The organism is Pseudomonas sp. UF-293 (assembly GCF_058245595.1).
Genome location: NZ_JBSICA010000002.1, coordinates 190874 through 210329, shown reverse-complemented (window position 1 = coordinate 210329; position 19456 = coordinate 190874). Strand labels below are relative to the sequence as shown.

Sequence of the window (19456 nt, the reverse complement as noted above, 5' to 3'; positions counted from 1 at the left end):
TTATTTCTCCATCGGCGTGGCTTCACGGCCGCGCAGCACGATGTCCCAGCGGTAACCGAGGGCGTAGGACGGAATGGTTTTTTCCAGATCGAAAGCAGCGATCAGGCGTTCCTTGGCCGAAGTGTCCGGCACGCAGTTGTAGATCGGGTCATACGCCAGCAACGGGTCGCCGGGGAAGTACATTTGCGTGACCAGTCGGGTGAGGATGCTCGGCCCGAACAGGGAAAAGTGGATGTGCGCCGGGCGCCAGGCGTTGTGGTGGTTGCCCCACGGATAGGCGCCGGGCTTGATGGTCTGGAACTGATACCAGCCATCGGCATCGGTGACGGTGCGGCCGGTGCCGGTGAAGTTCGGGTCCAGCGGCGCGTCGTGCAGGTCGCGGGCATGGTTGTAGCGGCCGGCGGCGTTGGCCTGCCAGATCTCCACCAGAATCCCCGGTACCGGCAGACCGTCCTCGTCGAGCACACGGCCGTGAATGATGATGCGCTCGCCCAACGGCTCGCCGTCGTGCTGCGCGGTCAGGTCATTATCCTTCTCGGCAACATGCTCGGCACCGATGGTCGGCCCGGTGATTTCCGAGAGTGAATGGGGCAGGTACACCAAAGGCTTGGACGGCGAGCGCAGGTTGGTGGATTGATACGTCGGGTGCAGGTATTCAGGCTGAGTGCCTGCCTGTGGGCGACGGTAACCAGGCTTGTCAGTCATTTCGCTTTCCTCAGTTCTTGTAAGTGCCGCAGCGCGTCAGACGCGTTCGATGGCCAAGGCCAGACCCTGGCCGACACCGACGCACATGGTCGCCAGACCTTTCTTGCCAGCGGTCTTTTCCAGATGATGCAACGCGGTCAACACCAGCCGCGCACCGCTCATTCCCAACGGGTGACCGAGAGCGATCGCGCCGCCATTCGGGTTGACCTGCGGCGCGTCATCCGCCAGCCCCAGTTCACGCAGTACCGCCAGACCCTGGCTGGCAAACGCCTCGTTGAGTTCGATCACGTCGAAATCGCTGACCGCTACGCCAAGGCGCTCGGTGAGTTTGCGCACCGCTGGCACCGGGCCAATGCCCATCACCCGAGGTGCGACACCGGCGCTGGCCATGCCGAGCACTTTTGCGCGAGCGGTGAGGCCGTGTTTTTTCACCGCTTCGGCTGACGCCAGAATCAGCGCAGCAGCACCATCGTTGACCCCGGAGGCATTGCCGGCAGTAACGGTTTTGTCAGCGCCGTTGACCGGTTTCAGCTTGGCCAGTGCCTGGATCGTGGTGTCGGCGCGCGGATGTTCGTCCTGGCTGACCACGGTTTCGCCCTTTTTGTGGGCGATGCGCACTTCGACGATTTCTTCAGCGAAGTAACCGGCAGCCTGCGCGGCGGCGGTACGTTGCTGACTGCGCAGAGCAAAGGCGTCCTGATCTTCGCGCGAGACTTTGTAGTCGTCGGCAACGTTGTCAGCAGTCTGCGGCATGGCATCGACGCCGTACTGCGCCTTCATCAGCGGGTTGATGAAACGCCAGCCGATGGTGGTGTCTTCCAGTTTCATGTTGCGCGAGAACGCCGCGTCGGCCTTGCCCATCACGAACGGTGCGCGGGACATCGACTCGACGCCGCCGGCAATCGCCAGCTCCATCTCGCCGCTGGCAATCGCACGGAATGCGGTGCCGATCGCATCCATGCCCGAAGCGCATAGGCGGTTGAGCGTGACGCCGGGCACGCTGTCCGGCAGACCGGCGAGCAGCAATGCCATGCGCGCGACGTTGCGGTTGTCTTCGCCGGCCTGGTTGGCGCAGCCGAGGAACACTTCATCGACGGCATTCCAGTCCACCGAAGGATTGCGCTCCATCAGGGCCTTGATCGGCACGGCGGCCAGGTCGTCGGCGCGCACGGCAGACAATGCGCCACCGAAGCGGCCAATGGGGGTGCGAATCGCGTCGCAGATATACACGTCACGCATCATGCTTCTCCCGGCGCCTGACCATGAGCGGCGGCGGTGCGCGCTTCAAGATCACGCAGCGCCGTCAGCTCGACTTCGGTCGGCTCAGCGGTGGTTTCAACAGAGTCGGCAAAACGAATCGCCCAACCGGTGGCGGCGACCACTTGCTCGCGGGTCACGCCCGGATGCAACGCGGTAACCACGAACTCGTGAGTGCCCTCCTCCGGTTCCATGATGCACAGGTCGGTGATGATCCCCACCGGCCCGGCGCCCGGCAGACCCAGGCGTTTACGCGAATCACCGCCCTCGCCGTGACCGACGGAGGTGATGAAATCGAGTTTGTCGACAAACGACCGCGCCGACTGTTTAAGGATGATCAACACGCTTTTCGCCGAACCGGCAATCTCCGGCGCGCCACCGGCACCCGGCAGGCGCACTTTCGGCGCGTGGTAGTCGCCGACCACGGTGGTGTTGATGTTGCCGAAACGGTCGACCTGCGCGGCGCCGAGGAAACCGACGTCGATGCGCCCGCCTTGCAGCCAGTAGCGAAAAATCTCACCGGTCGGTACCACCGTGTCGGCGGTCTCGGCCAACTCGCCGTCACCGATGGACAGCGGCAGCACGCTCGGCTTGGCGCCAATCGGGCCGGATTCGTAGATCAATACCACGTCTGGCGATGAAGTCAGGCGCGCAAGGTTGGCGGCTTTCGACGGCAGGCCGATACCGACGAAACATACCGAGCCGTTCTTCAGGCGCCGGGCCGCAGCGACGGTCATCATTTCATTGGTGGTGTAAGTCATTACTTGGCCTCCGAAGCAGCGGCCAATTTGGCCTGGAATTCGCTGAAGTCAGCGCAGCCATGGATGTATTCGTTGATCCACGCGGTAAACGTCTCACGGTCGCGAGCGATCGGGTCCCACGCCTGATAGAAACGATTGTCACGCTCGGTGTAACCGTGGGCGTAGGACGGATGCGCGCCACCTGGCACATGGCAGACCGCACTCAAGGCCCAGGTCGGCAGTACGCAAGCGTTCATCGGTGCATTGAGGTCGTCGACGATTTCTTCTACGGTGACGATGCAACGCTTGGCGGCCAGCGCGGCTTCTTTCTGCACACCGAGAATGCCCCAGAGCAACACGTTGCCCTTGCGGTCGGCTTTCTGCGCGTGAATCACGGTAACGTCAGGACGCACCGATGGCACTGCCGCCAACACTTCGCCGGTGAACGGGCAGGTCACGGTTTTGATCAGCGGATTGACCTTCGGCAGGTCGGAGCCGGCGTAGGCACGCAGCACCGCGAACGGCAGGCCGGAAGCGCCGGCGACGTAAGCGTTGGCGAGGTCGGCGTGGCTGTGCTCTTCGATTTCCAGCGCGTGCGGCCATTGTTTCTCGACCGCGTCACGCAAGCGGTGCAGCGAGCCCACGCCCGGGTTACCGCCCCAGGAGAAAATCAGTTTGCGCGCGCAACCGGCGCCGATCAGTTGGTCGTAGATCAGGTCAGGCGTCATCCGCACCAGCGTCAGATCTTTCTTGCCTTGACGAATGATTTCATGACCCGCTGCCGTAGGGATCAGGTGAGTGAAGCCTTCGAGGGCGACGGTGTCGCCGTCGTTGACGAATTGCTTCACCGCGTCGTGCAGCGAAAGGATCTCAGCCATGGAGCGGGCTCCTGTTCTTGTAAGGAATCGCCAGTGATAAAAAGGCGCGAGGTTCAGCGCCGGAGTCACTGGAGATTAAGCTCGGGAAATTCACCAAACAATCCGATAATCGACTGAGTGTTCGTTTATCGAACGGATTGTTGCTTCCCTATCGTTTTGTGTTGCCAGCAAAAGATCGCAGCCTTCGGCAGCTCCTACATTTGAAATGCATTCCCCCTGTAGGAGCTGCCGAAGGCTGCGATCTTTTCGCTCTAAACGGAAATATCAGGTCGCATCCGCATGACTGACCATGCCCTTGATCAGCACCGCCGCCGTCGCCAACCCTGCCGGGATCACCAGTGCAGTCAGCACCTGCTCGAAATTCCAGCCCAGGCCAAGCAAGGTTGCGCCCATCCACGCGCCGAGAATCGCGCCAAAGCGGCCGATGCCGAGCATCCACGACACCCCGGTCGCGCGGCCTTGGGTCGGGTAGAAGCGTGCTGCCAGTGATGGCATCGCCGATTGCGCGCCGTTGACGCACATGCCCGCCACCAGTACCAGCGTTGCCAGCAAGGTGATGTTGCCCAGGCTCTGCCCTACCGCGTAGGCAAACACCCCGGCCAGCAGGTAGAAAATGCCGATGACCTTGTGCGGATTGAAGCGATCCATCGCCCAGCCCACCCCGACCGCGCTCAACACGCCGCCAAACTGGAACAACGCGCCGATGAACGCGGCCTGTTCCATGCTCGCACCGCTGTCGCGCATCAGCGTCGGCAGCCAACTGGTGAGCAGGTACACGATCACCAGGCCCATGAAATAGGTCAGCCACAGCAGCAAGGTGCCGGTGCTGTATGTGCCGGAGAAAATCACCGCAAAGACATTGCGCGCCTTGACGGTTTTCTGTTCCGGCACGCTGAAGCTCGAAGCCTGGGCGACGGTGACAGGATCGATCGGCGCGAGGGTCTTGCGTACTTTGTCGGTGCCACGATTGCGTACCACCAGGTAGCGCGCCGATTCCGGCAACCAGAACAGCAGCACTACCGCGAGGATCAGTGGCAGGATCCCGCCGATCATCAGCAAGGCGTGCCAGCCGAACGCCGGAATCAGTTTTGCAGAGATGAAGCCGCCGCCGGCCATGCCAAGGTTGAAGCCACAGAACATGCTGGTCACCAGCAGCGACTTCTTGCGCTCCGGGGTGTATTCCGAGAGCAGCGTCGTGGCGTTGGGCATCCCTGCGCCGAGACCGAGGCCTGTGAGAAAGCGCAGCACCAGCAGCTGTTCGACGTTGGTGCTGTACGCCGAGGCCAAGCTGAAGCCGCCGAACAGAATCACCGCACCGACGAGGACGACTTTGCGCCCGAAGCGGTCAGCCAGAGGGCCGGAGCCGAGTGCACCGAAGACCATGCCGATCAGCGCGGCACTCATTACCGGGCCGAGGCTCGCGCGGTCGATACCCCAGTCTTGCGACAGCGCCGGGGCGATGAAGCCCATGGCGGCGGTGTCGAGGCCGTCGAGAAATACGATCAGGAAACACAGGATCACCACCCGCCATTGATAGCGCGAGATCGGTTGGGCGTTGATGAAGGTCTGCACATCAAGGCAGTTACCCACAGCGGACTGAGGCTGGTTCATTATTTTTATTCCACGCAAAAAACGCAGTCGAACGGCGGCCGGCCAAAGCACGGCACGGTCAAGAATAGAAGGTTGTAATCAGGCGTTGCGGTGAACCCGGCAACAACGGGTGAAACATGGACAGACGGGGAGCGGGCGCATGGTGAGTTGCCTCTTGTCATTATTATCGAGGTCGACAATCCGGCGGGCTCATTCACTTCAGCGCCGGATGACGCTGCCGCGACATTAATGATCCGAGGGATTTAGCGTCAATTCGATAAACGCAACACTGTGCGTTTATCGAACAGCTTCCTCAGGCGAACAACTGCGCACTGAGGTCGCGACTGGCGCTGAGCAGGCCCGGTAAAAAGCGTTGCTCCAGCTCGGCACGGCTGACCCGGCCAGCGTGAGTGCTGACATTCAGTGCCGCGACCACCTGGCCGGAGGCGTCGTACACCGGCACGGCAATCGAACGCAGCCCCTGTTCCAGTTCCTGATCGACAATGCACCAGCCCTGCTGACGCACCTGCTGCAAACATTCGAGCAAAGCGTCGGGGGTATGAATGGTGCGGCTGGTCTTGGCCACCAGTTCGGCGTGGTCGAGGTATTCGCCCAGGGATGTGTCGTCCAGCGCTGCCAACAGAATCCGCCCCATCGACGTGCAATATGCCGGCAGCCTTCCACCCACCGAAAGGTCTACCGAGATCAATCGTTGAGTGGTCGCCGAACGAGCGATGTAGAGAATGTCGTCGCCCTCCAGCGTCGCCATGTTGCAGGCTTCGTGCAGTTGCTCGCTCATCCGGTCCAGATACGGCTGGGCGGAAACCGCCAGCGGTGTCGAGGAAAGATAGGCATGGCCGAGGGTCAGCACTTTCGGCAGCAACGAATAGGTGCGGCCATCGGTGGTGGCGTAGCCGAGCTTGATCAAGGTGTGCAGGCAACGGCGCACGGCGGCGCGAGGGATTTCCGTGCGGTGGCTGATCTGCGCGATGGTCAGGTGGCGTTTGCGTTCCTGAAACGCCTGCACCACCGCCAAGCCTCGAGCCAGCGAAGTCATGAAATCCGGATCACCGGTCAGCGCCTGAATGCGTTTGGCCGGCGATGCGACGATGGGCGGCGCCACCGACGTGAAGGAGTTGCGCATTTGATCGTTCATTTCTTGTCCTTGTCCGGCACGCATCGATGCCTAGTCAAACGGCTCGCCGCGCGATGCACAAGCACCGGGGCGCCAACATTGGGCGATTATCGAACCGCCGACCGATTATCGCAATCGAGACCATTTTTCCTCCTCTTCATCCCTGAGGCGGCTTTATCGATTCTGCTCGCAACTTAGTTATTCCACTTAATGGCGCCAAAAACACAACGCCTGTTTTATAACGCTGTCTTTACACTTAACTAGCGGCAAAAGTTGCCGGCAACAAAACCATCACACATTCAGAACCGTTTTTAACTTGGCAAAGATAGTCATTCCCGAATCGGCCGCTATAATGCACCCTAGTCGCGGCGCTTTAATCAAAAGCCCGCGACTTGCTGAAACGAGGTCCTTCGTCTCAGCTCCGGCCAGCGCCCGGCGCCCATCACACATGCAACGCCAGCGCTCGCTGAAACAGGAAACTGATGCTGCGTCAGTTTTTATCTGGTGCCGTAGCCGCCTGTAACACGGAAGTCTTGATCGCCTCTCCAATGCCACCCGGCCTGATCGGGCCGTGGATGACTGGCGGGGGCGCGCAATTGACTCGTTGCAGTGTGTTTCACCGGATATTCAATTCAACTCATACAGGTAGCACCGTGACGAAAGACGAACTGCGCGCGGAACTAGAGCGCCAGGAACAACGTTACAAGGAAGTTTACGGCGGGGAAGTCACCACCTACGCCGCTCAGCCGGAACCGGAACGCAAGGCATGGCGCAAGCGCCCTACCGTTCAGGATCAGGTGTTCAAGCAGGAAATCGAAAAGATCGAAAAGGAACTCAAAGCCGAAGAGCCATGAGCCACGGCGGTTGAGCATTCGAAAGTCGCCGTCCACCTCGACCACAGCGCGGTGGCAAGACGACACCTCGCGCGCCCGCTATCCGCGGGCAGCGGCTGCATCGCTGTTCTGCGGCTTATGAACGAGCGTCCCACAGGTTTCAGAGATATTTCAGACAAACGTTTGAGCCTATGCGGCATCGGAAAAATCGCCGCAAAAATCCTGTTTCTTAAATAAAATCAAACAGTTGAAAAACCCTGCGCACCGCTTGGTTTTCACGCCCTGCAACAAATTAGATCGCAGATGTCTGTGACCAGTGAGCAGACGGGGCATCGATTTCCTGTCTTTTCTGGCATAATCGCGCCCCCTTACGACCGGGTCAGAAAACCTTCATGATCGATTTATTCAGCGGACTGGATGCTTGGGTGCTTGTGAGCCTCTTGCTCGCCCTGACGTTTGTCCTCGCCTTCGAGTTCATCAATGGATTTCATGACACCGCTAACGCGGTAGCCACTGTTATCTACACCAAAGCCATGCCGCCGCACCTGGCGGTGTTCTTTTCCGGTGTGTTCAATTTCCTGGGCGTGCTGCTGGGCGGCGTTGGCGTGGCGTATGCCATCGTCCACTTGCTGCCGGTAGAGCTGCTGATCAATGTGAACACCGGCCATGGCCTGGCGATGGTGTTCTCGTTGCTCGCCGCGGCCATCGCCTGGAATTTGGGCACCTGGTACTTCGGTATCCCGGCTTCCAGCTCGCACACCCTGATCGGCTCGATCCTCGGTGTCGGCCTGGCCAACGCGTTGATCAACGACATCCCGTTGAGAGATGGCGTGAACTGGCAGAAAGCGATCGACATCGGCGCCTCGCTGGTGTTCTCGCCGATGGCCGGCTTCCTCATCGCCGCGCTGGTGCTGATCGGCCTGAAATGGTGGCGGCCGCTGTCGAAGATGCACAAGACGCCGGAACAGCGCCGCAAGATCGACGACAAAAAGCACCCTCCATTCTGGAACCGTCTGGTTCTGGTGATCTCGGCCATGGCCGTGAGCTTCGTGCACGGCTCCAACGATGGCCAGAAAGGCATCGGCCTGATCATGCTGGTGCTGATCGGTATCGTCCCGGCGCAGTTCGTGCTCGACCTGAACAGCACCACCTACCAGATCGAACGCACCCGCGACGCAACCCTGCACCTGAGCCAGTTCTACCAGCGCAACGCCGATTCGCTGGGTGAATTCCTGGCCCTGGGCAAGAGCGTGGAAGGCGACCTGCCGGAGAAATTCCGCTGCAACCCGCAGCAGACCGAACCGACCATCACCGCCTTGCTGCATACGCTTAAAGGCGTAGCGGACTACCATTCGCTGTCGTCGGACAGCCGCATCGAAGTGCGTCGCTACCTGCTCTGCCTGGACGACACGGCAAAGAAAGTCGGCAAATTGCCTGGCCTGGAAGCCCGTGAAAAGGCTGACCTCGACAAGCTGCGCAAAGACCTGACCACCACCACCGAATACGCGCCGTTCTGGGTGATTCTGGCGGTCGCCCTGGCCCTGGGCCTGGGCACCATGGTCGGCTGGAAACGCGTAGTGCTGACCATCGGCGAGAAGATCGGCAAGCAAGGCATGACCTATTCCCAAGGCATGTCGGCGCAGATCACCACAGCCAGCCTGATCGGCATGGCCAATATTTTCAGCCTGCCGGTGTCGACCACTCATGTGTTGTCTTCGGGTGTTGCCGGGACCATGGTTGCCAACAAGAGCGGCCTGCAGGGTGGCACGGTGAAGACTATTCTGCTGGCCTGGGTACTGACCCTGCCGGCGACAGTGGCGCTGTCGGCCGGGTTGTTCTGGTTGGCTTCGAAGGCTTTGGGTAGTTGATCGTTGGCTGTTGATTGGAAAAGGCGTGATTCGTGAGGATCACGCCTTTTTTGTTATTGGGGATTGGGAGCATATCCGTTGCTACCGTAACGGCTGCTTATGGTTTCGCTTTTACAGCGTTTCACTCTTCAAGACGTCGACCGATCCCGATCGCAGCCCGAGCCTTCGGCAGCTCCTACAGTTGGATCGTGGGTATCTGGGAGAAATGGGTTGGTCGACAGATTGCCTTCGCGAGCAGGCTCGCTCCCACAGAACAGCAAGAGCAAGAGCAAGAGCAAGAGCAAGAGCAAGAGCAAGAGCAAGAGCAAGAGCAAGAGCAAGAGCAAGAGCAACAGATCGCAGCCTTCGGCAGCTCCTACAGTTGGATTGGTACCACTTCAAGAACAGGTCGGCTGTCAGGCCGCCTTCGCGAGCAGGCTCGCTCCCACAAAAGCAAAGCAAAGCAAAGCAGCGCAGCTGCCCCGCGGCAAAGCCGCCCCACTCAACAATGAGCGCAAGCTCGAGTGCCCTTGATCTTGATCCACCGGCGACGTCGGAAGGCTGAGTGGAGGGATTGATCCGGGCGTGGGAGCGCAGCGACCGTCTGGCGCAGCCAGACACAGCGGAAGGAGGTGCAGCGAAGCAAACCGTAGCCGCTGCGCCCGGATCAGTCCCGCAGCGAAGGAACCCGAGCCTGCGAGGGCCGAACGTAGGAGCAAGCGTTTTGGGTTACCTTTTTGGCGTTTGAAAAAGGTGACTCGCCGTAAGGGCGAAACCGCCAGCAGCCGCTACCGAAGCAACGGATATTCACCCAAAACCCCAAGAGCCTGGTCGGCCCAAAGGCCGCCAAGGCACAAAAAAAAAGGGGCAACCGAAGTCGCCCCAAAATGCCTTGCGTGCCCATCAATCCAGAAGAACTCACTTGCGCCGCTTATGCGCATCCTTCCAGATAAAAAATCCAAACCCTGCAAAAAACAGCACCATGAGCCCCACCGTGAGAACCCCGGCAAACACCACGTTATCGAAAAACATGACTGACCTCCCGGCCCTGCTTTGCTTTGCTTTGCTTTGCTGCGATGGATTCAAATTAACAAACACACAGGCGCACACATTGACCGGGATCAATATCCGCAACGAAGAGAAATAAAGGAGGGCAAATAACTGACCTGCATCAACGAATGCAGGGGGAGATCAACGCTTTTTCGGTTTGTTCTTCGACTTTTTCTTGGTTTTTCCCAACGGCATCGCCTGCTCGAAAGCGTTGCGCACTTCGATCAAGCGTTTCTCGTTGAGGTCATGCACACGCTTGGCGCGTTCAGTGCTGAGGTCGATCAGTTTATCGTCTTGGCTCATGGCGTCCGGCACATCGCAAAAGAGATCACAGCTGCCGTCACCGGCAGGATTGCGCCAATCATGCCGCTTGGCGCTGGCGCTGACCAGTCACCGCTCAAATCTCGATATCAACCCACAAACCCTGACGCGGCTGATCGTCTATCAACGGCACCACCGGTACGGTGTTATCGGCGTTCAGCTCAGTGCCCGGCACGGCCAGATGCTCTTCCGGATCCTCATCCGCCTCACGGCGTCGACGGTCACGTTCCTGCTGGCGACGCTGTTCTTCGCGCGCCTGCAGGCGATCCTCTTCCGGATCACGCTTGTGCAGATCGATCGTGCTTTCGTTGGAGCTTTCCTGCACCGGCACCACCGGCGGGATGTCCGGCCGCTGGCGGATCGGATCCTGCTGGGACGTGATCGGCACGGCGCTCAAGGGGAGCATCGGTGGCAACATATAAAGGTCTCCTGTCTGCAGGCTATCGGCTGGGGTGCAGGCGCCTTGAGCCGCCTGTCGCAATTGTGTGATGCACCTCGCACCTGTAGGAGCTGCCGCAGGCTGCGATCCTTATCAGACAGCTCAAACCTGAAGGGTTCTCAAAGATCAAAAGATCGCAGCCTTCGGCAGCTCCTACGCCAGTAATCTTTGGCCCTGAAGCCGTCATTCCGTTAAGATAGCCCGCTTTTTCAAGGTGGGAGTCAGGCAGCATGGCGCAGCAGTATCAACCGGGGCAACGCTGGATCAGTGACAGCGAAGCAGAGCTTGGTTTAGGCACCGTTCTGGCACAGGACGGCCGCTTGTTGACCGTGCTTTACCCGGCCACTGGCGAGACCCGCCAGTACGCGCTACGGAATGCGCCCCTGACCCGCGTGCGGTTCTCGCCCGGCGACTCCATCACCCATTTCGAAGGCTGGAAGATGACCGTGCAGCAGGTCGATGACGTCGACGGGCTGATGGTCTACCACGGCCTCAACGGGCAGAACGAAGTTGTCACCCTGCCGGAAACCCAACTGTCGAACTTCATTCAGTTCCGCCTGGCCAGCGACCGTCTGTTCGCCGGGCAGATCGACCCGCTGCCGTGGTTCTCCCTGCGCTACAACACCCTTGAACACACCAGCCGCCAGTTGCAGTCCTCGCTGTGGGGCCTGGGTGGCGTGCGTGCGCAACCGATCGCGCACCAGCTGCACATCGCCCGCGAAGTCGCCGACCGTATCGCCCCGCGCGTATTGCTGGCGGACGAAGTGGGTCTGGGTAAAACCATCGAAGCCGGTCTGGTGATCCATCGCCAACTGCTCTCGGGCCGCGCCAACCGCGTGCTGATCCTCGTTCCGGAAAACCTCCAGCACCAGTGGCTGGTAGAGATGCGCCGCCGCTTCAACCTGCAGGTCGCGCTGTTCGACGAAGAACGCTTCATCGAAAGCGATGCCACCAACCCGTTCGAAGACACGCAACTGGCGCTGGTCGCGCTGGAGTGGCTGGTCGACGACGAGAAGGCGCAGGACGCCTTGTTCGCCGCTGGTTGGGACCTGATGGTGGTCGACGAAGCGCACCACCTGGTCTGGCACGAAGAAAAAGCCAGCGCCGAATATTCGCTGGTCGAACAACTGGCCGAAGTGATTCCCGGCGTGCTGCTGCTCACCGCGACCCCGGAACAACTCGGTCAGGACAGCCACTTCGCCCGTCTGCGCCTGCTCGACCCGAACCGTTTCCACGACCTGGCCGCGTTCCGCGCCGAGAGCGACAACTATCGCCCGGTCGCCGAAGCCGTGCAGGAACTGCTCGACAAGGGCCGCCTCTCGGCCGAAGCGCACAAGACCATTCACGGCTTCCTCGGCAATGAAGGCGAAGCCCTGCTCACCGCCGTCAACGATGGCGACAGCGAAGCCAGCGCCCGCCTCGTGCGTGAACTGCTCGATCGCCACGGCACTGGCCGCGTGCTGTTCCGCAATACCCGCGCCGCCGTGCAGGGGTTCCCCGAGCGCAAACTGCACCCGTACCCGCTGCCGTGCCCGGCCGAATACCTCGAACTGCCGCTGGGCGAACACGCCGAGCTGTACCCGGAAGTCAGCTTCCAGGCCCAGCCGGAGGCCAGCGAAGAAGAACGCTGGTGGAAATTCGACCCGCGCGTCGAGTGGCTGATCGATCAGCTGAAAATGCTCAAGCGCACCAAAGTGCTGGTGATCTGCGCCCACGCCGAAACCGCGATGGATCTGGAAGACGCTTTGCGCGTACGCTCCGGCATCCCGGCCACGGTGTTCCACGAAGGCATGAACATCCTCGAGCGTGACCGCGCTGCCGCCTACTTCGCCGACGAAGAGTTTGGCGCGCAGGTGCTGATCTGCTCGGAGATCGGCAGTGAGGGTCGCAACTTCCAGTTCGCTCATCATCTGGTGCTGTTCGATCTGCCGTCGCACCCGGACCTGCTCGAGCAGCGTATCGGCCGTCTCGACCGGATCGGCCAGAAGCACATCATCGAATTGCACGTGCCATACCTGGAAACCAGCCCGCAAGAGCGCCTGTTCCAGTGGTACCACGAGGCGCTCAACGCCTTCCTCAACACCTGCCCGACCGGCAACGCCTTGCAGCATCAGTTCGGCCCACGCCTGCTGCCGCTGCTCGAAGAGGCTGACGATAGCGAGTGGCAAGCGCTGATCGACGAGGCACGCGCCGAGCGTGAGCGTCTCGAAGCCGAACTGCACACCGGCCGCGACCGTCTGCTGGAGCTCAATTCCGGCGGCGCAGGCGAAGGTGAAGCGCTGGTCGAGGCGATCCTCGAGCAGGACGACCAGTTCGCCCTGCCGATCTACATGGAAACCCTGTTCGACGCCTTCGGCATCGACAGCGAAGACCATTCGGAAAACGCCCTGATCCTCAAGCCGAGCGAGAAGATGCTCGACGCCAGCTTCCCGCTGGGCGACGACGAAGGCGTGACCATCACTTACGACCGCAATCAGGCGCTGTCGCGCGAAGACATGCAGTTCATCACCTGGGAACACCCGATGGTGCAGGGCGGCATGGATCTGGTGCTGTCCGGTTCGATGGGCAACACCGCCGTCGCGCTGATCAAGAACAAGGCGTTGAAGCCGGGCACCGTGTTGCTGGAATTGCTTTACGTCAGCGAAGTGGTCGCACCGCGCTCGCTGCAGCTGGGTCGCTACCTGCCACCGGCGGCGCTGCGTTGCCTGCTCGATGCCAATGGCAATGACCTGTCGCCACGGGTGTCGTTCGAAACCCTCAACGATCAGCTGGAAAGCGTGCCCCGCGCCAGCGCCAACAAGTTCATCCAGGCCCAGCGCGATCAGCTGACGCCACGGATCAACGCCGGCGAAGAAAAAATCGCCCCGCGTCACGCCGAACGTGTGGCCGAAGCGCGCCGCCGTCTGGCCGCCGACACCGACGAAGAACTGGCGCGCCTGACCGCGTTGCAAGCGGTCAACCCGACCGTGCGTGACAGCGAACTGGAGGCGTTGCGTACTCAGCGTGAGCAGGGTCTGGCGATGCTCGACAAAGCGGCGTTGCGCCTGGAAGCGATTCGGGTGCTGGTGGCAGGCTGACCGCCCCGCTCCACCGCAGAAAACCAAAAGGCCCGCAGTAATGCGGGCCTTTTTTACTTCAGAAGCAAAAGCAAAAGATCGCAGCCTTCGGCAGCTCCTACACGTGAATGCGTTTCCCCTGTAGGAGCTGCCGAAGGCTGCGATCTTTTGTTCTTAAGCAGTCGCCGCTGCAACCTCTGGCTCAACCACCGCCACCAACCCGTCCTTCATCCGCTGCGCATCCCGCACAAAGCACCGCGATGCCAGAAATAGAAAGACCATGGTCAGGAACAGCGCCACCGGGATCAGGTACATCGCGTCATGCAGGCCGACAGCCTTGAACGCTTCGGTCATCTGCTCAGCCCCCGCCGCCAGCATTGCCGTATGCGCGAAGTGATCCGACAGCCCGCCCACGACCACTGGCCCCAATCCGCCGCCGAGCAGGTACAGCCCGGCAAAGAACAACGCCATCGCCGTCGCCCGCAGACGTGGTTCGACGACGTCCTGAATCGCCGTGTACACGCAGGTATAGAAGTTGTACGCGAACAGCCAGCCAACGCTGAACACCGCGACGAACACACCGATCTCGATGCGCCCGGCATGCAGCGCCCACGCCGTGCACAGGGTCGAAATGATCAGGCTGAACGCGGCGAACAACAGCCGCCCACTGGCGAAACGCTGATGAATCTTGTCGGCGATCCAGCCGCCAAGGGTCAGCCCGACCAGTCCTGTCACGCCAACGATCACCCCGGTGGCCACCGCCGCCTCCTGCAACGGCATGAGGAAATAGCGCTGCAGCATCGGCACCAGAAACGAGTTGCAGGCATAGGTGGCGAAGTTGAAGCACAGCCCGGCCATCACCAGCCACAGGAAGGTCGGCACGGCGAGGACGCGGCGGATCGGCTTGTCGACTTTCTCCTGCGAGACCTGCACGGTTTCTGCCGCGCCGCGTTTTGGCTCTTTGATGAAGAACATGAAAATGGCCAGGATCAGCCCCGGCACGGCAGCGATGAAGAACGGCGCGCGCCAGCTGTCGAAGGCCTTGACCATCGCGCCGATGGTGAAGAACGCCAACAGCAGCCCCAACGGCAGGCCGAGCATGAAAATACCCATCGCCCGCGCCCGACGGTGTGCTGGAAACAGGTCGCCGATCAGCGAGTTGGCCGCTGGTGCGTAACTGGCTTCGCCGATGCCGATGCCCATGCGCACGATGAGGAAACTCCAGAAACTGCCGACCATACCGTTGACCGCAGTCAGCGCACTCCAGGTCGCCAGGCCCCAGCCCATCAGTTTGCTGCGTGAACCGGTGTCGGCCATGCGCCCCAATGGCAGGCCGGCAATGGCGTATACGATGGTGAACGCAGTGCCGATGATGCCCAGCTGAAAGTCGCTGAGGTGCCATTCCATGCGGATTGGTTCGATGATGATCGCCGGGATGGTGCGGTCGAAGAAATTGAACAGGTTGGCGAGGAACAGCAGGAACAGAATGCGCCAGGCATTCGCCGCTTGGGTCGAGTTCTGCATGGGTCCGTCTCTTTATTGTTATGAGGGCTTCACTGCCAGCGCGTCGAGCCCGGAACCTGCAATCTAGTCAGCCGCGCGGGGGCTGTCTGTCATCATTCGTCAGCCTGATATCGACCCATCGCACTGTAACGAAACGTAAGCCCTTGATAAGTCAGGAATCCCCAGCCATACGGGGCTTTCGCGGCAAAATCCGGCGACAAAAAAATAGTTTCGTGCCCCCCTTCCCAACGCCATGGCAAAGCCTAGAATGGCCGCCGGATCCGTCCGGATCTTCCGATCAATCCCTTTGATACCTCCGCCCATGTCCGAAGCCAGTCCGTGTCTGAATTGCGGTGCCTGCTGTTCCCACTTTCGCGTGTCTTTTTTCTGGGGTGAGTGCTCATCCTCTGGCGGGACGGTGCCCGATGAACTTGTTGCGCAGATCACCCCGAGCCGGGTCGCAATGATCGGCACCGATCGCAAACCGGCGCGTTGCATGTCCCTGGCGGGAGAGGTCGGCAGTGCCGTGGCCTGCACGATCTATGACAAACGTTCGAGCACCTGCCGCGAGTTCGAGGCATCGTGGGAGAACGGCGAGCACAATCCGGACTGCGACAAGGCCCGCGCCGCTCACGGTCTGCCACCCTTGCCGCCACAGTGGAACGACCTGCCGCTGGAGCGCATCGCCTGAGCCTTAGCGCGAATCGCTATGAGGCTAATGGCAAAATCATTACCACCAATGTGCCACTACGGCTTGCAGCCGGAAAACCGCCTCTATACTCCTTTCATTCGCCTGCGTTGATTGACGCACGGGCCAGATGAATCCGAGACGGGGCACGCTATGGAGTGGCTTGGTTTGCAGTTTGTTGCCGAGCTGCCGGCGAGCGGGCAGATTATCCTCGATTGCAGTCACAACCCTCTGTTGGTGATGGTGGCCTATCTGGTCGCCTGCGCGGCGAGCTTCGCCACCCTGGACATGGCAGAGCGCCTGGTGCATGCCGAAGACCCGGGGTCGCGGCGCATCTGGCGCTGGATCGGCGCGACCTGCCTGGCCGGCGGCATCTGGGCCATGCACTTCATCGGCATGCTGGCTTTCCAGACACCCATCGATATTCAGTACGACCTCGGCATCACCCTCTTGTCGTTGCTGATCGCCCTGCTCGCCTCGTGGCTGGCCATGCACACCCTGAGCGAGGTGCAGCCGAGCGCGTTGCATTGCCTGAAGACCGCGTTTGTCATCGGCTTGGGCATCGCAGGCATGCATTACGTCGGCATGGCCGCGATGAAGTCGAGTGCCACCGCCTACTATCAGCCGGGGCTGTTCGCGCTGTCGGTGCTGATTGCCATCGGCGCCAGCTTCACCGCGCTGTGGGTGGCGCGCTACTTGAGCGAGGGCAGCGGCGTCGCCCATCAATTGCTCAAGTACAGCGCGGCGCTGATTCTCGGCGCCGGCATCATCAGCATGCACTTCACCGGCATGGCTGCGCTGGATCTGGTGCTTCCCGAAGGCGTCCTCGCAGCGAGCGGCAGTGAAACCGGGCATTTGCAACTGGGCCTGACCGTGGCGCTGATCATCCTGTTGATCCTCGGCAGTGCGATCAGCGCCGCCCTCGCCGACAAAAAGCTGCAGAACAAGGAAAACGACCTGCGCCGGGTCAACGCCCTGCTCAGCCAACTCGATCAGGCGCGCATGTCCCTGCAGCAAGCGGCCAATTACGACGCGCTGACCAATCTGATCAACCGCCGTGGTTTCAACCAGATGTTCGCCGAAAAACTCAGCCAGAAAACCAGCGAGGGCGGCATGCTCGCGGTGATGTTTCTCGACATCGACCACTTCAAGCGCATCAACGACAGCCTCGGCCATGACGCCGGTGACGCGCTGCTCAAAGTCATCGCCCAACACATCAAGAGCTCGGTGCGCAGCCACGAAGACGTGGTCGCGCGGTTCGGCGGCGACGAGTTCTGCATCCTCATCAGTTTGCGTGACCGCGAAGAGGCGCGTGGTATGGCGCAGCGCATCATGCACAAGATGAAAGAGCCGATTGAACTGGCTGGCCGGCGCATGGTGATGACCACCAGCATCGGCATCAGCCTGTTTCCCGAAGACGGCACCACCTGCGAAGAGCTGCTCAAACACGCCGACCTGGCCCTCTACCAATCCAAGGGCGCCGGGCGCAACGGCCTGCATTTCTTCAATTCCAGCCTGAAAACCCGCGCCAGTTTCGAGCTGCAACTGGAAGAAGAACTGCGCAGTGCGCTGCGGGAAGACAACGCGCTGATGCTCTACTACCAGCCGATCTTCGAATTGAAAACCGGACGCGTGACCAAGCTCGAAGCGCTGATTCGCTGGCAGCATCCGGTTCACGGTTTGCTCACGCCGGATCGCTTCATCGGTATCGCCGAGAACAACGGTTTGATTGCCGAACTGGACAACTGGGTGCTGCGCCGCGCCTGCAAGGATCTTGGCGAGCTGTCGCGGCACGGGTGTGCGGAATTGAAAATCGCCTGGAACTGCTCGCCGCTGAATCTGGCGCGCGAAGAGCTGGCCGAGGAGATCGAACACGCCTTGCACACTGCGGGCGTTGCCCCGGATCGCCTGGAACTGGAGGTCACCGAAAACGCCTTGATGGGCAACATTGCCAACACTCTGGTGCTGTTGCGGCAGATCCGCGCCCTCGGTGTGTCGCTGTCGATCGATGATTTCGGCACCGGCTATTCGTCGCTGGCCTACCTCAAGCGCCTGCCGCTGAACACCCTGAAGATCGACCGCTCGTTCATCCTCGACATCCCCACCGCCACGGCGGACATGGAGATCGTCCAGGCGATCATCGTCATGGCTCACACTCTGCATCTGCAGGTGGTCACCGAGGGCGTCGAGAGCCTGGAGCAATACGAGTTTCTCGAGCGTTCGGGCTGCGACTTCATTCAGGGTTATCTGCTCAGCCGCCCGGTGCCGCTGGACGAATTGCGCGCGGTGCTCGATGAAATCAACCAGCGCAAACCCGTGCTCGGGGTCAATCCGTTGAGTCTGGCGCGCGATACATTTGCACCAGCGTCGCTGGATCCTTCGCTAAAAAGCCTTGCGCCCCATGCAGGCGCATCAACTGTGCGGCCAATCCGCTGATTGGCGTCGCCGAGCCCTGCTCGCGGGAAAATTTCACCGCCGTGTCGAGATCCTTGAGCAGCGTGCGCACGTGCCACTTGACCGGTTCGAAACGGCTTTCGGCCATTTGCGGGGCAAGGATCTGCAACGGTTTCGAATCGGCAAAGCCACCGGCCAGCGCCTCAGCGATCAGGCTGGCATCGACCCCGGCCTGTTCGGCCAACGCCACAACTTCGGCAATCACCAGCGCATTGCAGGCAACGATCATTTGATTGCAGGCCTTGGTCACCTGGCCGGCACCGACGCCGCCCATATGCGTGACGCGCTGACCGAGGCTGAGCAGCACCGGGCGCACGCGCTCAAGATCTGCCGCTGCACCACCGACCATGATCGCCAGACTGCCGGCCTCGGCGCCGACCACGCCGCCGGACACCGGGGAGTCAAGCCAGCCCATGCCGCTTTTCTCAGCCAGCTCTGCGGCCATCTCGCGTGTCGCGGTCGGTTCAAGACTGGAGAAATCCACCAATAGCTGGCCGTTTTTCGCACCTTCGGCGATACCGCCAGTGCCGAACACCACTTCACGCACCACGGCGGTATCGGCCAGACACAGCATGACGATGTCGGCGTGTGCGCACAGTTCGGCGGGGCTCGATACCTGGCGGGCGCCGGCCGCAACCAGCGGTGCGCACTTGTCCGGGTTGCGGTTCCACACCGTCAGCGGGTAACCCGCCGCCAGCAGACGCCGGCACATCGGCAGGCCCATCAGGCCGATTCCGGCAAACCCCAACGAAGGTAGCGTTGACATCATTTCGCCTCTTTTCGATTAAAGATCACCGAATCATGGCCGATTCATCAACGATCAGGAAAGGATTCCGCCCGGCGATCAGACCAGCCAGCACTACGACGCCCGGGCCGTATTCGCGCACACAAGACGCGAGATCTTCTTCCGTGAGGTTCGCCGGCACTGTTCGGCGGGCCAACCCAGTCCAGGTAAATGGC

17 protein-coding genes are annotated in these 19456 nt (G+C 61.0%); 6 read left to right on the top strand and 11 right to left on the bottom strand.

Translation table 11 applies throughout. The features are described from left to right. The 6 genes from pcaH to pcaR all read right to left on the bottom strand — a co-directional run bounded on the left by pcaH (position 1) and on the right by pcaR (position 6326). The gene (gene pcaH / locus AC4IHP_RS03395; RefSeq protein WP_460124724.1) at positions 1-705 is read right to left on the bottom strand and encodes a protocatechuate 3,4-dioxygenase subunit beta; all 705 of its coding nucleotides are present in this window, start codon (positions 703-705) and stop codon (positions 1-3) included. A 36-nt stretch (positions 706-741) separates the two neighbouring features. After that, positions 742-1947: a 3-oxoadipyl-CoA thiolase gene (gene pcaF, locus AC4IHP_RS03390; protein ID WP_460124721.1), complete on the bottom strand. Its 1206-nt coding sequence runs from the start codon at positions 1945-1947 to the stop codon at positions 742-744. Next, entirely contained in the window at positions 1944-2723 is a 780-nt protein-coding gene (locus tag AC4IHP_RS03385) for a CoA-transferase subunit beta (RefSeq protein WP_016771341.1), read from the bottom strand. The genes pcaF and AC4IHP_RS03385 overlap by 4 nt, the downstream gene beginning before the upstream one ends. Beyond that, positions 2723-3580: a CoA transferase subunit A gene (locus AC4IHP_RS03380; RefSeq protein ID WP_024011937.1), complete on the bottom strand. Its 858-nt coding sequence runs from the start codon at positions 3578-3580 to the stop codon at positions 2723-2725. Before AC4IHP_RS03380 ends, AC4IHP_RS03385 begins: the two co-directional genes overlap by 1 nt. Positions 3581-3844: 264 nt before the next feature. Continuing rightward, positions 3845-5191, bottom strand: coding sequence for a 4-hydroxybenzoate transporter PcaK (pcaK, locus tag AC4IHP_RS03375; RefSeq protein WP_460124718.1), 1347 nt, complete (start codon positions 5189-5191; stop codon positions 3845-3847). A gap of 292 nt (positions 5192-5483) precedes the next feature. Further along, entirely contained in the window at positions 5484-6326 is an 843-nt protein-coding gene (gene pcaR, locus AC4IHP_RS03370) for a pca regulon transcriptional regulator PcaR (protein WP_016771343.1), read from the bottom strand. 632 nt (positions 6327-6958) lie between these two features. Here pcaR and AC4IHP_RS03365 point away from each other — a divergent pair. The 3 genes from AC4IHP_RS03365 (at position 6959) to AC4IHP_RS03355 (ending at position 9497) form a co-directional block, all read left to right on the top strand. Continuing rightward, positions 6959-7159, top strand: coding sequence for a hypothetical protein (locus AC4IHP_RS03365; RefSeq protein ID WP_008080067.1), 201 nt, complete (start codon positions 6959-6961; stop codon positions 7157-7159). A gap of 371 nt (positions 7160-7530) precedes the next feature. Then, the gene (locus AC4IHP_RS03360) at positions 7531-9006 is read left to right on the top strand and encodes an inorganic phosphate transporter (protein ID WP_016771345.1); all 1476 of its coding nucleotides are present in this window, start codon (positions 7531-7533) and stop codon (positions 9004-9006) included. 32 nt (positions 9007-9038) lie between these two features. Then, positions 9039-9497 (top strand): hypothetical protein, encoded by a 459-nt coding sequence (locus AC4IHP_RS03355; protein ID WP_490830870.1) that lies wholly within the window; start codon positions 9039-9041, stop codon positions 9495-9497. A 406-nt stretch (positions 9498-9903) separates the two neighbouring features. On the opposite strand, the gene ccoM is transcribed toward AC4IHP_RS03355, so the two are convergent. The 3 genes from ccoM to AC4IHP_RS03340 form a co-directional block, all read right to left on the bottom strand. Then, a complete protein-coding gene (ccoM, locus tag AC4IHP_RS03350) occupies positions 9904-10017 on the bottom strand; it encodes a cytochrome c oxidase subunit CcoM (RefSeq protein ID WP_016771346.1) in 114 nt (37 codons plus the stop codon). A 159-nt stretch (positions 10018-10176) separates the two neighbouring features. Next, positions 10177-10338, bottom strand: a complete 162-nt coding sequence (locus AC4IHP_RS03345) for a hypothetical protein (protein ID WP_460124715.1) — start codon at positions 10336-10338, stop codon at positions 10177-10179. A 94-nt stretch (positions 10339-10432) separates the two neighbouring features. Further along, entirely contained in the window at positions 10433-10774 is a 342-nt protein-coding gene (locus AC4IHP_RS03340; RefSeq protein ID WP_460124712.1) for an aspartate-semialdehyde dehydrogenase, read from the bottom strand. 251 nt (positions 10775-11025) lie between these two features. Here AC4IHP_RS03340 and rapA point away from each other — a divergent pair, with 251 nt between their 5' ends. After that, positions 11026-13872 carry an RNA polymerase-associated protein RapA gene (gene rapA, locus AC4IHP_RS03335; RefSeq protein ID WP_490830869.1) on the top strand — a complete coding sequence of 949 codons (2847 nt, stop codon included), beginning with the start codon at positions 11026-11028 and terminating at the stop codon, positions 13870-13872. 153 nt (positions 13873-14025) lie between these two features. Here the strand turns inward: rapA and AC4IHP_RS03330 are convergent, their stop codons facing one another. Then, positions 14026-15375, bottom strand: a complete 1350-nt coding sequence (locus AC4IHP_RS03330) for a spinster family MFS transporter (RefSeq protein WP_460124706.1) — start codon at positions 15373-15375, stop codon at positions 14026-14028. Between the two features lie 301 nt (positions 15376-15676). Between AC4IHP_RS03330 and AC4IHP_RS03325 the strand changes: the two genes are divergently transcribed. Together AC4IHP_RS03325 and AC4IHP_RS03320 are read left to right on the top strand one after the other, a co-directional pair. Then, complete coding sequence (locus AC4IHP_RS03325) at positions 15677-16045, top strand: YkgJ family cysteine cluster protein (protein WP_490830868.1); 369 nt, start codon at positions 15677-15679, stop codon at positions 16043-16045. Between the two features lie 150 nt (positions 16046-16195). Next, the gene (locus tag AC4IHP_RS03320) at positions 16196-18478 is read left to right on the top strand and encodes a putative bifunctional diguanylate cyclase/phosphodiesterase (protein ID WP_490830867.1); all 2283 of its coding nucleotides are present in this window, start codon (positions 16196-16198) and stop codon (positions 18476-18478) included. On the opposite strand, the gene AC4IHP_RS03315 is transcribed toward AC4IHP_RS03320, so the two are convergent. Then, on the bottom strand, positions 18369-19265 hold the full coding sequence (locus tag AC4IHP_RS03315; RefSeq protein ID WP_490830866.1) for an NAD(P)-dependent oxidoreductase: 897 nt from the start codon (positions 19263-19265) through the stop codon (positions 18369-18371). The genes AC4IHP_RS03320 and AC4IHP_RS03315 overlap by 110 nt on opposite strands. Positions 19266-19456 lie beyond the last annotated feature (191 nt).